Raw genomic sequence first — 15,064 nt, 5'->3', positions numbered from 1 at the left:
AGAGTGTTTCCTTTCTAGGGCAGCGGGCAGTCGGTTGCCAGTCGTGTCTGCAGGGGGTCGAGCGAGCGCTGCGGTTTGCGTTGCAGCAGCGCGACGAAGTTGCAGGGGCGGTGACGGCTGTCGAGCTGGTCGCGGATCAGGGCTTCCCAGCCGGTTCGGCAGGCGCCGGTAGAACCGGGCAGGCAGAATATGACGGTGTGGTTTGACAGGCCGCCGATGGCGCGAGACTGGATCGTGGAGGACCCGATATCGTCAGCGGACAGCGCCCGGAAACGCTCTCCAAATCCGTCGATCTCTTTGTCGAACAGTGGTATCAGCGCCTCTGGCGTGCTGTCCCGTTCATGGAAGCCTGTGCCGCCGGTGATCAGGATGACCTGGATCTCGGGGTTGGCGATCCAATGGGAAATCTGCGCTCGCAGCAGGTAGACGTCGTCCGGCATGAGTCGCCTTTCCAGGATGCGGTGACCGGCTTCCCTGGCGCTTGCGGTCAGGTATTGGCCGGAGCTGTCAGTGGCTTCCGTACGGCTGTCCGATACTGTCAGGACAGCGATGTTCAGGGGGATGAATTCGGCGTTTGCGCTCATGCTGGGGTCCAAAATCATTGCCGGGCAATAAAATTTTGCGACGGGAAACTTGCGTCCGGGCGCACTTAGGCTTATATCTTATCACTGGTAACGGCCTGACGACGACGGTAGTGCCCTGAGATGTCAAAGACCTTGGTTGAGGGTAAGTCGTCGGAAAGGGTGGCATTGCGACTTTTTATTGCTATAATGCCCCAGACATCCAGCGCATCCTTACGTCACGCTGGGGTGGTGCCCACCACCCGTTATCTGTCCCAAAAGAATTCTTGATCCGAAATTAGTTCATAATCCGACAGTTTCGACCTTTCCTTTTCCACAACCTGTATTGGCTTCTCCAGTCTACGTCATCGACAACCTATGAATCTTACTGAACTCAAGCAAAAGACTGTGCCCGAACTGCTGGATATTGCCCAGCAGATGGGACTCGAAAATTTGGCGCGTTCGCGCAAGCAGGACGTCATTTTCAGTATCCTCAAGAAGCACGCGAAAAGCGGCGAGGATATCTATGGTGATGGCGTGCTGGAAATCCTGCAGGATGGCTTCGGCTTCCTGCGTTCCGCTGATGCATCCTATTTGGCCGGCCCGGACGATATCTATGTCTCGCCTAGCCAGATTCGACGCTTCAACCTGCGCACGGGCGATACTATTTCCGGCAAGATCCGGCCACCGAAGGAAGGGGAGCGTTACTTTGCTCTTCTGAAGGTCAATGAGATCAACTTCGATAAACCGGAAAACGCCCGCAACAAGATCCTCTTCGAAAACCTTACCCCCCTCTTCCCCCAGGAACGCCTCCGTCTCGAAGCCGGTAACGGTAGTACCGAAGATCTTTCGGCACGTATTCTCGACCTGGTGGCACCGATCGGTAAGGGGCAACGGGGTTTGATCGTGTCGCCGCCCAAGGCTGGTAAGACACTGTTGATGCAGAATATTGCCCAGTCCATCACCCGCAACAACCCGGAATGTCACCTGATGGTGCTGCTCATCGACGAGCGTCCGGAAGAGGTGACGGATATGCAGCGCACGGTACGCGGCGAAGTAGTGGCGTCGACATTCGATGAGCCGCCGGCCCGTCACGTGCAAGTGGCCGAGATGGTTATCGAGAAGGCCAAGCGCCTGGTCGAGCACAAGAAAGACGTCGTTATCCTGCTTGACTCGATCACGCGTCTTGCTCGTGCCTATAACACGGTGATTCCGTCCTCCGGCAAGGTTCTGACCGGTGGTGTCGATGCTCACGCCCTGGAAAAACCGAAACGGTTCTTTGGTGCAGCGCGTAACGTCGAGGAAGGCGGCAGCCTGACGATTATCGCGACGGCGTTGATCGACACCGGCTCCAAGATGGATGAAGTTATCTACGAGGAGTTCAAGGGCACGGGTAACCTGGAGGTTCATTTGGACCGTAAGGTGGCCGAAAAACGTACCTATCCGGCGATCAATATCCGTCGTTCCGGCACGCGTCGCGAAGACCTGCTGATGGCTGAAGACGAGCTGCAGCGTGTCTGGATTCTGCGTAAGCTGCTGCACTCGATGGACGACGATGTGGCAGCGATCGAGTTCCTGCTCGATAAGCTGAAGGACACCAAGACCAACGATGAGTTCTTCCAGGCGATGAAAAAGCGGTAAGTCTGGTAACTCTGTAGGAAAGGCACAGCTTGCTGTGCCTTTTTTTTGTCGCGCGGCAGCGTTCTTGTGTGCCAGGCCGCGCCTTCTCGGGTGCAATACTGCTGTCTGGTATAGTAGGCATCCCTCCCATTCCGGTTCGACACAGGTATAGCGCTGCGCATGACCTACAAAGACCTGCGAGACTTTATCGATCAGTTGGAGAAAGCTGGTGAGCTGAAGCGGATCAGCGTGCCGGTCGATCCGGTTCTGGAAATGACCGAAATCTGTGATCGCACGCTACGGCGTGGCGGTCCAGCGTTGTTGTTCGAAAACCCCAAGGGTTTCGACATCCCGGTCCTTGGCAATCTGTTTGGGACGCCCAAACGTGTGGCAATGGGGATGGGGCGTGCGGATGTCGCCAGCCTGCGGGAAATTGGTCAGCTGTTGGCGTTCCTTAAAGAACCCGAACCGCCAAAGGGGTTTCGTGACGCCTTCGAGAAGTTGCCCATCTTTCGTCAGGTTATGAAAATGGGACCCAAGGTGTTGCGGTCCGCACCTTGCCAGGACGTGGTGATCGAAGCCGACGATGTCGACCTTTACCGCCTGCCGATCCAGACATGCTGGCCGGGCGATGCCGGGCCCCTGGTCACCTGGCCACTGGTGATTACGCGTGGCCCCGAGAAGGAGCGGCAGAATCTGGGAATATATCGGCAGCAGCTGATCGGTCGTAACCGCCTGATTATGCGCTGGCTGTCCCATCGCGGCGGGGCCTTGGACTTCCGGGAGTGGCAACAGCGTCATCCCGGTAAGCCCTTTCCGGTAGCGGTGGCTCTGGGCGCCGATCCGGCAACCATCCTGGGAGCGGTGACGCCGGTACCAGATGCCCTGTCTGAATATGCGTTCGCCGGTCTTTTACGGGGTTCGCGAACGGAATTGGTCAAGGCACAACTGAGTGATTTGCAGGTGCCGGCCAGCGCCGAATTCGTCCTGGAGGGACACCTTTATCCCGATGATATGGCGGATGAAGGGCCTTTCGGCGACCACACCGGCTATTACAACGAGGTGGAGCGTTTTCCGGTCTTTACCGTCGAGAAGATTACCCACCGGCGCAAGCCGATCTATCACAGTACCTACACTGGACGTCCGCCCGACGAGCCTGCCGTCTTGGGGCTGGCGCTCAACGAGGTTTTTATTCCGATTCTGCAAAAGCAGTTTCCCGAGATCGTCGATTTCTATCTGCCCCCGGAAGGTTGCTCCTATCGGCTCGCCGTGGTGACGATGCGCAAGCAGTATCCCGGCCATGCCAAGCGTGTCATGATGGGCGTATGGTCGTTCTTGCGCCAGTTTATGTACACCAAATACGTGATCGTGACCGATGACGATATCAATGCGCGCGACTGGAATGATGTGATCTGGGCATTGACCACCCGGATGGACCCCAAACGGGATACGGTGATGGTCGAAAACACGCCGATAGATTACCTGGACTTTGCCTCGCCGGTTGCTGGATTGGGTTCGAAGATGGGGCTCGACGCGACGCACAAATGGCCCGGCGAGACGGACCGGGAATGGGGGCGGGCCATCACTATGTCCCAGGACGTGCGCGACAGGGTCGATCGTCTTTGGAGCGAATTGGGCATCGATTGACATCGCATGGCCAGCAAAAAACGGATAACCTTCCAGCCCGCTGGCATCAACATTACAGCAGAGACTGGCGAAAACCTGCTGAATGCGGCTCGCCGCCACGGACTTGCCGTGCGTTTCGGTTGCCGCAACGGTGTGTGTGACCTTTGCCAGGCATCCCTGATTGCCGGTACCTTGTGGGATAGCCGTGCCGATGAGGTGCGGACGCCGCCGGCAACCTTCAATCTATGTAGAGTGGAAGCCTTGAGCGACCTGGACATCAAAGCCGAGGAGATTATGGGTGCAGGACAACTGCCGACGTTGAACGTGCGCTGTCGGGTGCTGGACGTTACGCCGATCAGCGATGACGTGTCGCGTGTCCGGTTGGAGCTGCCCGCTCACCCGGTCGTCCGTTTTCACGCCGGACAGTATCTGGCTATCGAATTGCCCGGCGCCGAGCCGGCCTATTTCTCCATTGCCAGTGCGCCGGCTGCCCGGGAGCTGGAATTACATATTCAGGCCGGGGAAGATTGGGATACCGCCCAGAATATTCTCGACTATTTGCGTCGCCATGGAGCCGTGCCGGTCACGTTGCCGTACGGCAAGGCTTGCCTGGGACAAGTGCCCGCGCAGCCGGTTGTCCTGATCGCGGCGGGCACCGGGTTTGCGCAGATGAAAAGCGTTGTCGAATATCTTCGCGCCAACGAAACGGTACAGCCGGTCGTGCTCTACTGGGGTGTCCGGCGTCTCGAGGATATGTACCTGCGGGCCATGCCTGAGCAGTGGCAGTCCGACTGGGCGTCGTTTACCTTTGTGCCGGTGGTCAAGGATGATGAAGATAACGACTGGCGCGGTCACCACGAGCAGTTGGTGAAGGCGGTGCTTGCTGCCGGTCATGACTGGTCGAACACGCTGGCGATGGTCAGCGGGTCTCCCGCCATGGTCTATACGTTGATGGATGCCCTGCTGGCTGCGGGGATGCCAGCGGAGCATTTCCTGTCTGATGTGCTGGAATATGCGCCGCGTGATTAACGCGGAGGCCGTTGGTTCTCCCAATTTTGTATGTAGTGCGTAAGCAGGGGTGTCGTTCGGCCCCTGCGCAGGCGTTCTTCAGAGTTGCTCTCTAGCTTTCGGCATTGGCAGGTCCGGGAGCCCACTGTCCTTCAACAGTCCTTGTAACAAATACTCCACGCTCTGTTCGTGATTCCCCAGATGGGCGTTCAGTCGGGCCAGTTCTGCCAGGGTTTCCGGTGCACGTTTCTGTTTCAGGCTGGCTTCCAGGTACTCCCGTGCTTTACCCCAGAGTTCATTTCTTAGGCTCAGACGTCCCAAGGCCAGCAACAGTTCAGCGTTGTTGGGGCGCTCCTTCAGCCATTGTTCTGCCGTGAGGAGCTGCTCGTCCGGTTTTGCTCCGGCGAGACGACCGTACAGGTTGATCAGCGGATCGCACCAGTGACCACGGAGAACCTTGCGCAGCAGGACTTCAGCGTCGGCGTCGGAACCGAGTTCGGACAGGTGCTGGGCATAGGCGAGCACGATCTGTTCGTCCTTGCGGAGCGGTGTGGGAACCTCATCCCAGATCCGCTTCAACTGATCCAGGTTGCGGCTGCTGCCGGTCTGGCGGCGAACGTCGTCAACAGCCTTCTGCATCAGGCTTAGCCACGTCTGGCGCTCCAGCCGGTGTAGTTCCTCTTCCGGGAGGATATGGTGCTTGCGCAGCTCGGGCAGCAATTGGCTCAGCTCGCGCCAGTCCTCGAGGCGTTCGTATACGTTCTTCAGCAGTTTGAGTACGAATGGGTGCCGGGGCGATTGTTTGCGCAGACGAATCAGTGTCGCCAGCGACTGCTCCAGGCGATTGCCGGCCAGCTGCAGCTGTGCCTGGGTGATTCCCACGGCAAGATCGGAGCCGGGAGTACTTTCGTAGGCGCGCCTCAACAGGTCGTCGACATCCTCGCCGGCGCCTTCCTCAAAAGCGGCCTGGGCGGCCGCCAGGTAATTGATCAGCGGCGTATCGGCATTTGGGGCTGAGGATTCCAGCAACTTGCGCGCCCGCGGCCACTTCCCTTCGGCGAGGGCCAATAATCCCTGCGTGGTGCGGCGTCGGGCCCGCCGTTCGCCACTGCGTGACAGCCAGTTGCCGAAGATGGACGTGCCTGAGCGCAAGCGGCGAATGACTGCCAGAGCGAAACTGCACAGCATCATGATGAGGATCAGGAGGCACAGGCCGACCCAGAAATTGGTCTCGATGAGGTAGTGACCCAGGCTGATGCGGATATAGCCGGTATCGTAGTTGATGCCAAGACTGAGGAGGCCTCCAATCACCAGGCCCGCCAGCAGTAGTATGAAGAGCCGCCTCATTGCGCGGTTCCTTGATCCGGGGTGGAGGTGGCCGATGTGCTATCGCCGCTGTTTGCTGCGTCGCTATTCGAGCTTGGGGTTGCCGTCGTGTTACGGCCATCCAGGCGGGCTTTAAGAAGTCTCAGGGATTCGCTGATATCCGGCAGCGGCGGATTGATGTTGCGTTTGGCCAGGTCGCTCAATGTCGATTTCAGCGCCTGCACCGGTGCTTCGCTGTCGTCATACCAGGTGTTGAGCGCGTGCAGCGCATCGTTGAGCGTCTTCTGGTAGAGCGGGGTGTTGCCCCGGAACAAGGCCATTTCCGTCTGTTCCAGCAATAGCCGTAGATTCAGGCGGGCATAGGCGCTGACTTCCGGCGAGGGCAGTGGCTTGACCGGCTTGTCCAGGCGCCGGATGACGATGACGCGGGCCAGTGCCTGGCGGGTCTCCTGCCAGAGTTTCTCCAGCTTGCCAGTGGCGTTGGGAGGCGTTGAATCGTCAGTTGTCTTTTGAGTCCTTGGCTGGTTGCTGGTGGCGGAGGGTTTGAGTAGAGCCTGGTCGGTCAGACCGTCGACGGTTTCAATGGCTGCTTCGAGCTGCAGGTAAAGGCCGGTGCGATCCACGTCCTGCACGCCCTTGAGGGCCATGATTTCCTGGGCCAGGGCTTTGCGGACGGGGAATACGCCAGCGTCGTCGGACTCTTTCAGCACTTGATCCGCTGTCTGCAGGATTTTCAATGCCCCGCGATAGTCACTTTCGATCTGCAGGCGCTGGTTGGCGATACGCAGCAGGTATTCCGCTTCGGCCAGCAGCCAGTCGGTGCGCGAACGGTGGCCGGCTTGCAGCAGGGCGTTGGCGTTGTGGTCGATCTCGCGGGTATGGCGGCTCAGCGTGTTAGCCTGATCAGTCTGCTGCTGCTGGAGTTGCTGCAAGCGCTGATCGAGCTGCTGACTGCCTTGGGAGAGTTGCTGTGTGACGTCTCGGGACTGCTGGTTGAGCCGCTGGATATCGGTGCTGAGGTTCTGGTTGATTTGCCATTGTCGCCACGCAAATCCCGCCAGGACCAGGGCCGTGACCAGCGCGATCACGCAGATCAGCCAGAGAGGCCAGAGGCGAATCCGGCGCGCCGTGGGGAGTGTTGGTGAAGGAGCGGGCAACGTGTTCTTGGATTCGGTCACAGGCGTCCTTTCTTATCGGGTCGTATGCGGGTGCGTTGGGTGCGTTTCGCCAAGGCAGCCGGTGAAACCGGGGCTTTGTTGCCCGAGCCTTTCAATGCCGGGCATGCCAGTCCGCCAGCGTATCCAGCATGGCTTCAGGGGTCATGTGTGCCGGCACTAGTACGGTTGAAAATCCGATGTCCCGGGCTTTCGCCGCAACCCTCTCGGCCGGCACCAGCAGGGCCCGCCGACACAAAGTATGGTCGGTATTTTGACCCAGGGCGATCAGATTATTCAATGTTTCCACCGACAGCGCGAGGATGACCTGTGGGTCAAAGGCAACCAGATCCTCGCGGAGGCGGCTTTCCGGCCAGTGGATGGCCTGGCGCCGGTAGAGGATCAGCTCGTCGACTCTGGCACCCCGCTGGCGCAGGGTGTCGCTCAACAGGGGGCGGCCGCCTTCGCCTTTGCAGACCAGGCAACGTTGTTCCTCGAGCCGTTGCAGCAGCGGCTGCTGAAGCAGGTCCTCGCTGGTGTGGCCGTTGTCGGGGCGGTGGCAGTGTAGGCCGGCCGCCTCCAGTAACTCTGCTGTTGCCTGACCGACGGCAAACCATTCTATGCCTGTCGGCCACTGCGGCCACCAGGCATCTGCCAGCTCCAGGAGCAGTCTGGCGGCATTGGGGCTGACCACCACAATCCGGCTGTAAGCATCGAGTTGCTGGATCAATGCACGCTGTTCCGGGGTTTCCGGCAGCGGTTCGATACCCAGCAGGGGCAGAGTGCGGGTTTTCGCACCGGCCGATTCAAGCGTTTCCTGTAGCGGCTGGTTCTGGCCTTGCGGACGGCAGAGGAGCACCCTCAGGCCATCTAAAGGTCCCTTATTGGAAGTCGTGGCCATAGATTTCCGACAGGATCCGGTCGGCACCTTGAGACAGCAACTCCTCGGCGAGGGAGATGCCCAGCGCCTCAGCAGCCTCGAGAGTCGCCTCGGCATAGCCTTCGCTGCGGTAGATGAGGGTTCCGTCCGGCGCACCGACTCGTGCACGTAACCAGACCCTGTCACCTTCCAGCACCGCGAAGCCGGCAATCGGTACCTGGCAGCCCCCTTCCAGGCGCCGGTTCATGGCGCGTTCGGCGCGCACGCAAAGAGCGCTCTTAGCATGGTTCAGGGGGGCGAGTAAGGCTTGCAGGTCGGCATCGTCTTCTCGGCATTCTATGCCCAGAGCCCCCTGCCCAACGGCAGGCAGGCAGATGGTTTCCGGCAGGGTAGCGCGTATCCGGTCGGAGAATTCCAGCCGCTTCAGGCCGGAGCTGGCCAGAACGATCGCATCAAATTCCCCTGCATCGAGCTTGGCCAGTCGGGTATTGACGTTGCCGCGCAGGGTTCGGATCTGCAAGTCTGGGCGATGGGCCCGGAGTTGGCATTGCCTGCGCAGACTGGACGTGCCGACGACAGCACCCTGTGGCAGTTCGTCGAGACTGGCGAAACGGTTGCTGACGAAGGCGTCTGTGGGATCTTCCCGTTCGCAGATCGCCGCCAGACCAAGCCCCTCCGGGAACAGCATCGGCACATCCTTCATCGAGTGCACCGCCAGATCGGCCTCGCCTGCGAGCATGGCCTGTTCCAGTTCCTTGACGAAAAGTCCCTTGCCACCGATTTTGGCCAGCGGCACGTCGAGGATCTTGTCGCCCTGGGTTTTGATGCCCAGGAGTTCAACGTCGATATGGGGATGCAGGCGCTCGAGTTCGGCTTTGATGTGCTCGGCCTGCCAGAGGGCCAGGGCACTCTTACGGGTGGCGATGCGCAGGGTACGTCGGGTCATGGGGCTGTGGCGTCGTCCAGTTGGGTCGCGAATGCAGCGGTGATGCTGCCTGAGGGGTTATAGGTTAACGCTTTCAGTCGTCGCTGTCTTCCGTCAGACCCCGCCCCGTCAGCCACTGGCGGATATCCGAAGCATGGCGCCGGCTGACGTCCGGCCGCGCGGTCGTGCCTCGCAGCCTGACCCGATACTGGCCCTGCGCATCGCGTTGCAGGCCGCTTATTCGCTGGCGCGCCACCAGGGTCTGGCGGTGAATGCGCAGGAAGGTATCCGGGTGGTTCGATTCCAGTTCCTTGAGGGTGAAATCGGTGACGGCTTCGCCTGCGTCATGAAAGATGGTGACGTATTTCTGGTCCGCCTGGCAGTAAAGGATGTGGGCGAGGTCGATCAGCTCGGTACCGCGGTGATTGCGAATGGCCAGGCAGGTTTCCGAATCGTCGGTTGATGTCTTTTCCCGAAGGGCCTCGACCTGTACCCGGTTAAGCTTGCGGGCACGCTCCAGGGCTTCTGCAAGTGCTTCCCGGCGCACCGGTTTTAACAGGTAGTCGACGGCCTGTACCCGGAACGCCTCGATCGCATATTGATCATAGGCTGTGCAGAAAATGATGGCGGGAGGATTCTCCAGCCGGGTCAGTTGTTCGGCGGTTTCCATGCCGTCCATGCCCGGCATGCGGATGTCCAGGAGCACGATGTCCGGCCCGCATTTGGCCACCTCGTGAAGGACCTGCTGCCCGTCAGCCGCTTCTCCGCAGACTTCGCAATCGGCAAGATCCTGCACCAGTCGGCGCAGACGTTCGCGGGCCAGGGGTTCGTCATCGGCGATAAGTATGCGGTGTGGCATGGCGTTCTCGTCCGTACTTCCGGTGTCAGGCGGTTTTATTCAGGGGGCGCCAGGGCAATCGTATTGTAACCGTGAATTCGTCGTTGGGGCGGCTGGTCTTGAGGACTGCCTGTTCCCCAAACAACGTTGCCAGGCGGGCCCGGATATTGTCCAGGGCTATGCGGTTGCCGCTGCTGCTGCGTTGCCCGGCTGCCGGCAATGGATTATGCACCAGGATGTAGACGGCATTGCCCTGATGCTGGGTCTCTATGTGTATCCGTCCACCATCGGGGCGGGGTTGAATGCCGTGGTAGATGGCATTCTCCAACAGCGGCTGCAAGGTCAGTGGCGGGATGGCCTGATGCCCGATTCCCGGTGCCAGCGACCACTCCACGGTCAGCCTTTCGGCCAGGCGCAATTGTTCGATGTGCAGATAGCGTCGGCAAAGGGCGATTTCCTCATCGAGGGGGATCAGCCGTTCCTGAGTGCGTAAGCTGGCACGGAAGAGTTCGGACAGGTCCAGCACGACGTCTTCGGCCAATGCCGGCCGCGTGGCGATCAGGCTGGCGATGGTATTCATGCTGTTGAACAGGAAGTGCGGGTGGATGCGTGCCTGCAGGGCGGTCAGTCGCGCGCTGAGTTCGGCCTGCTTCTGGCGACGCCACTGAAATTGCAGGAAAAAGTAACGTAACACGATACCGCTGACGATCAGGGCAATCAGGAGGTTGTGGCCGATGGCCCGCCAGTTCCAGGCAAAGTGCCAGGCACTCCATTGCAGCAGGCCGTTGGCGAACAGGCTGAAAAGCAGAACATCCAGTTGGATGATGAACATCACTGTCAGGGTTACTTGAGGCACTGACAGACGGGCGAGCCAGCTCCGCAGGCTGCAGATCAGGGCCGCACAGGTCAGTACCGCCCATTGGGAAAACAGCGACGCAAGCCCGAAAAAGTCCCAGTCGATCCAGCGATTGTCGCCGCGAATCAGTGCGAACAGCAGGACGACCAGTTCCGTTGTCACCAGCAGCAGGAAAACGGCGCGCACCCGACATAGGTCGGGTATATAGAGGTCGGGCGCCTTGGGGTTATCGGTGTCCTGGGAAATCATTCGCTCGGTCTTTTCGGAGGCACATGCGTTGCCCTGTATGAATGTTATAATCGGCGCCCTGCAGCGCTCCCCTCATGATGTGGCGCATCGTCAAGATAGGAAGATAGACCATGACTGACCAGAACAAGACGTCCGAAAAACCCTGGGGCGGCCGTTTTAGCGAACCCACGGACGCTTTTGTGGAGCGCTTCACAGCCTCGGTAGGCTTCGACCAGCGCCTCTATCACCATGATATTACGGGTTCTATCGCCCATGCGACCATGTTGGCCCGGGTAGGGGTGTTGACCGACGAGGAGCGGGACCAGATCATCGAAGGGTTGCAGGCAATCAAGGCGGAAATCGAGGCGGGCAGTTTCGGTTGGTCGGTGAGCCTGGAAGACGTGCACATGAACATCGAGGCACGCCTGACTGATCGCATCGGCATTACTGGCAAGAAACTTCACACCGGGCGCTCGCGCAATGACCAGGTGGCGACTGATATCCGTCTCTACCTGCGCGATGAAATCGACGTGATTGGCGAAGAGATCCGCCGGCTGCAATTTGGCCTGCTGGACCTGGCCGAACGCGAGGCGGACACCGTCATGCCGGGCTTTACCCACCTGCAGACGGCCCAGCCGGTGACCTTCGGTCATCATATGATGGCCTGGTTCGAAATGTTGGAGCGGGACCATCAGCGGCTGCTGGACTGTCGTAAACGGGTCAACATTATGCCCCTGGGCGCTGCGGCCCTGGCTGGTACCACCTACCCGATCGACCGTGCCTATACCGCCGAACTGCTGGGCTTCGATGCGCCGACCGAAAACTCGCTGGATTCGGTCAGCGATCGCGATTTCGCCATCGAATTCTGTGCTTTCGCTTCGCTGTTGATGACGCACCTGTCCCGTTTCAGTGAGGAGCTGGTGCTGTGGACCTCCTCCCAATTCGATTTCATTGATTTGCCCGACCGTTTCTGTACGGGGTCTTCGATCATGCCGCAGAAGAAGAATCCGGATGTGCCCGAACTGGTGCGCGGCAAAACCGGCCGCGTCAATGGCCACCTGGTATCCCTGCTGACCCTGATGAAAGGCCAGCCGCTGGCCTACAACAAGGATAATCAGGAAGACAAGGAGCCCTTGTTCGATACCGTGGATACGGTCAAAGGCTGCCTCAAGGCTTATGGCGACATGGTGCCGGCCCTGCAGGTGAAGCGTGAGCAGACCCGCACGGCGGCACGTCGTGGTTTCTCCACGGCTACCGATCTGGCCGACTATCTGGTCAAGCGGGGGGTGCCTTTCCGCGATGCCCACGAGATTGTGGGTAAGGCCGTTGCCTTTGGTGTGGCGGAAAAGCGGGATCTGTCGGAAATGACACTCGAAGAGCTTCAGCGCTTCTCCACCGTGATCGAGGCAGACGTGTTCGAGGTGCTGACCCTGGATGGGTCGGTGCAGGCGCGTAACCATATTGGTGGCACCGCGCCGGATCAGGTGCGGGCTGCTGTTTCCCGGGCCCGTACGCGTTTGGCGTAACCTCAAAGGTTAGCCGTTTCGAGGATGACCGCGGTGGCGGTTATCCTTGAGGCGTCATGGCGCGCTGCGGTGAGGCCAGTCCACCACCGGCGGCGCCAGCTCATCCAGCGGCCGCGGCGGCGCCAGGCGGAAGCCCTGGGCGAAGTGAATGCCTAAGCGCCGCACCTCCCGTAGCGCTTCATCGCTTTCGATGAAGGGTGCAACCGTAATCTTGCCCGACACTTCCGCAATCTTATGCAGTGCCTCCACCATAACCTGCTGAACCGGGTCATCGGCCAGATTCTGTATGAGAGCCTGGTCCAGCTTGATGATGTCGACCGGCAGCCGTGCAGCGAGCGCATAGCCTTGTACCGAAGCGCCTGCGCCATCGAGCGCGACCTTGCAGCCAAGGTCGTGCAGATCATCGCAGCAGCGCTGAATTGCTTCTGGGTGCTGGCTGGCATCACGCTCGCGGATTTCAAAGCAGAAGGTATCGGCGGGGAAGCGGCAGCTTTCCAGCAGGGTGCCTACGAAATCGGCAAGGGTATGGTCCAGGACGCTGGCCAGGGACAGGTTGAAGCTGCACAGTTTCAGGCGCGGCTCGAGCAGCGGATGTTTTGAGAGCCAGGCGAGGGTGCGCTCAATCACCTGGCGGTCCAGCTGCTGTGCCAGGTCAAATCGTTCGGCGACCGGCAGAAAGGCATCCGGCTGCCAGTGGGGTGAGCCTGGCGTAGCGTCGGCCAGACGGGCCAGAATCTCGACATAATCCCCCCAGGTGACGCTACTGACCGGTCGCATGGACTGGAACTCCAGCACGATGCCTTCTCCGCGTTGCACGCAGTCCTGTAGGTGTTGCAACAGCTCTCTTGCCTCGTGCTCGGCCATCGCAATGGTCTGGTCACGATGCACATGGACTCTGTTGCGGCCGGCATTGCGTGCTGTCTGGCAGAGATCGGCGGCCAGTGCCAGTAAGTCTTCCGATGTTCCGGGTTCCGCGCTGGGGATGGGGATCAGTCCGGCGCTGACGGTGGTTTGCAGGGGGTGCCCGCGCCATTCGAAGGAGAAACTTTCGATGGTGATGCGCAGGTTTTCGGCAACCTTGCGGGCTTCGGTTTCGCCGCAGTTGTCGAGCAGGATGGCGAACTTGTCGCCCGCAACGCGGGCAAGGGCATCGCGCTGACGCAGCTTGGCGGTCAGCATATTGGCCAGTTCACGCAGGTAACGATCGCCTGCGCCGGGGCCCGAGAGCGTATTGAATTCGGCGAAATGGTCCAGGTCGAGATAGAGCAGGCTGTATGGGGTGCCGCGATTCATACCCACATCTATGGCGCGCTGGATGCGGTTCAGTAGCTCCCGCCGGTTCAGCAGCCCGGTCATGGGGTCGTGACTGCTCAGGTAATTCAGGTTCTCACCGGCGCGCATGCGTGAACTGATATTGCGGGCCATATGGGCGGCCCCGACAGTTTCGCCGTCGGCATTGAGCAGGCGATGATAGTGGATCTCGTAGACCGGCAGTTCCCGTTCCTGTTGGGCTAGGGGCATCTCCACGCAGAAGGTGTCTCTTTCGAAGGCGCGCTCCCAAAGCCGTTGGTAGAGGCGGCGCTCGTTGGGATATTCCTGGAGGAGATGTGTCAACTGATCGCCTTCCTTCGGTCGTTGCTGGAAGGTGCGCTCGAACTGGTCGGCATAGGCGCGATTCATGGCAAGAATGCACAGGTCCGTGTTGACGGCGACGACCAGGTCATCTGTCGCGGCCATCAGGCTTCGTAACAGGCCCTGCCAGTGCTGTTTCTCGGCCGCCCGGCGGTATTCGTCGGAAACGTCGACGATGGTGCCGGCCAGGAGGGTGACCTGCTCGCCCTTATTCAGGGCTTTGCCGCTAAGACGGACCCAACGTTTGTGCTGGCGGGCGGTCAGCAGTGTCAGGTCCATACAGAAGGGGCGGCCGCTACGCAGGCAGCGTCGGAAGGAGGCGCGAACCCGCTGCTGGTGGTCGTGGAAATAATAGAGCGCATGTTCCGGGCTGATATCCTGCCCTGGGCGGAGTTCGAACAGTCGGTACACGCCTTCCGACCAGGTCAGGTGATTATGGCGGACATCCAGCTCCCAGATACCGAGCTTGCCGGCTTCTTCGACAACCTGGAGAACACGGGGATCCAGTGGCGCTTCCCGGCGCAGGTCGATGGCGGCTTCGGCGGCCTGGTCGGCATCGCTGACCTGGACCCGCATCTTGATCTCACCGGTAAAGAAGATGCCGTCACGATGACGTAAGGTGATGATAACCGGCAGCCCTTCCCGCAGCTTTTCGTCGTGGGGGGGCATGAGCGGGTTGTCCTGGCGGGTGGCGACCAGTTGCTTGAGGAGCATGCCTGGCAGGACGTGCTGATCGTAACCGAACAGCTGCTCGGCCGCCGCGTCGGCGTAAGTGATCGAGCCGTTGTCGTCGATGCGAATCCGGGCATGGCGACGTTCTTCCGTCTGGTCCGGACGGACGCGGCTAATCAGGAATTCTTTCACGCGTTCGAGCCTCTGCGCATT

At 60.1% G+C, this 15,064-nt stretch carries 12 protein-coding genes; 4 read left to right on the top strand and 8 right to left on the bottom strand.

The genetic code is table 11. The features are described from left to right. Positions 1-14: 14 nt before the first annotated feature. Positions 15-584, bottom strand: coding sequence for a molybdenum cofactor biosynthesis protein B (gene moaB, locus CLR77_RS17790; RefSeq protein ID WP_097462058.1), 570 nt, complete (start codon positions 582-584; stop codon positions 15-17). A gap of 354 nt (positions 585-938) precedes the next feature. On the opposite strand from moaB, the gene rho reads away from it, so the two are divergent. The 3 genes from rho (at position 939) to CLR77_RS17775 (ending at position 4,835) form a co-directional block, all read left to right on the top strand. Continuing rightward, the gene (gene rho / locus CLR77_RS17785; RefSeq protein WP_097462057.1) at positions 939-2,201 is read left to right on the top strand and encodes a transcription termination factor Rho; all 1,263 of its coding nucleotides are present in this window, start codon (positions 939-941) and stop codon (positions 2,199-2,201) included. Between the two features lie 159 nt (positions 2,202-2,360). Continuing rightward, a complete protein-coding gene (gene ubiD, locus CLR77_RS17780; RefSeq protein ID WP_097462056.1) occupies positions 2,361-3,827 on the top strand; it encodes a 4-hydroxy-3-polyprenylbenzoate decarboxylase in 1,467 nt (488 codons plus the stop codon). A gap of 6 nt (positions 3,828-3,833) precedes the next feature. After that, positions 3,834-4,835, top strand: coding sequence for a 2Fe-2S iron-sulfur cluster-binding protein (locus tag CLR77_RS17775; protein ID WP_097462055.1), 1,002 nt, complete (start codon positions 3,834-3,836; stop codon positions 4,833-4,835). 78 nt (positions 4,836-4,913) lie between these two features. Here the strand turns inward: CLR77_RS17775 and CLR77_RS17770 are convergent, their stop codons facing one another. The 6 genes from CLR77_RS17770 to CLR77_RS17745 all read right to left on the bottom strand — a co-directional run bounded on the left by CLR77_RS17770 (position 4,914) and on the right by CLR77_RS17745 (position 11,042). Next, positions 4,914-6,161: a heme biosynthesis HemY N-terminal domain-containing protein gene (locus CLR77_RS17770; RefSeq protein WP_097462054.1), complete on the bottom strand. Its 1,248-nt coding sequence runs from the start codon at positions 6,159-6,161 to the stop codon at positions 4,914-4,916. After that, on the bottom strand, positions 6,158-7,318 hold the full coding sequence (locus CLR77_RS17765; protein ID WP_097462053.1) for a uroporphyrinogen-III C-methyltransferase: 1,161 nt from the start codon (positions 7,316-7,318) through the stop codon (positions 6,158-6,160). The genes CLR77_RS17770 and CLR77_RS17765 overlap by 4 nt, the downstream gene beginning before the upstream one ends. Before the next feature lie 91 nt (positions 7,319-7,409). Then, positions 7,410-8,195, bottom strand: coding sequence for a uroporphyrinogen-III synthase (locus CLR77_RS17760; RefSeq protein WP_097462052.1), 786 nt, complete (start codon positions 8,193-8,195; stop codon positions 7,410-7,412). Further along, positions 8,176-9,120: a hydroxymethylbilane synthase gene (gene hemC / locus CLR77_RS17755; RefSeq protein WP_097462051.1), complete on the bottom strand. Its 945-nt coding sequence runs from the start codon at positions 9,118-9,120 to the stop codon at positions 8,176-8,178. The genes CLR77_RS17760 and hemC overlap by 20 nt, the downstream gene beginning before the upstream one ends. 73 nt (positions 9,121-9,193) lie before the next feature. Then, a complete protein-coding gene (locus CLR77_RS17750) occupies positions 9,194-9,958 on the bottom strand; it encodes a LytR/AlgR family response regulator transcription factor (RefSeq protein WP_097462050.1) in 765 nt (254 codons plus the stop codon). Between the two features lie 25 nt (positions 9,959-9,983). Next, on the bottom strand, positions 9,984-11,042 hold the full coding sequence (locus CLR77_RS17745) for a sensor histidine kinase (protein WP_097462049.1): 1,059 nt from the start codon (positions 11,040-11,042) through the stop codon (positions 9,984-9,986). 110 nt (positions 11,043-11,152) lie between these two features. Here CLR77_RS17745 and argH point away from each other — a divergent pair, with 110 nt between their 5' ends. Beyond that, entirely contained in the window at positions 11,153-12,547 is a 1,395-nt protein-coding gene (gene argH, locus CLR77_RS17740) for an argininosuccinate lyase (protein WP_097462048.1), read from the top strand. Between the two features lie 54 nt (positions 12,548-12,601). Here the strand turns inward: argH and CLR77_RS17735 are convergent, their stop codons facing one another. Further along, positions 12,602-15,043, bottom strand: coding sequence for an EAL domain-containing protein (locus tag CLR77_RS17735; protein WP_097462234.1), 2,442 nt, complete (start codon positions 15,041-15,043; stop codon positions 12,602-12,604). Positions 15,044-15,064: the final 21 nt, after the last annotated feature.

The organism is Mangrovitalea sediminis (assembly GCF_002514725.1).
In the GTDB taxonomy this organism is placed as follows: domain Bacteria; phylum Pseudomonadota; class Gammaproteobacteria; order Pseudomonadales; family Oleiphilaceae; genus Mangrovitalea; species Mangrovitalea sediminis.
Note: the sequence above shows the minus strand (reverse complement) of the source record. Positions and strands in the feature narration are given on the sequence as shown.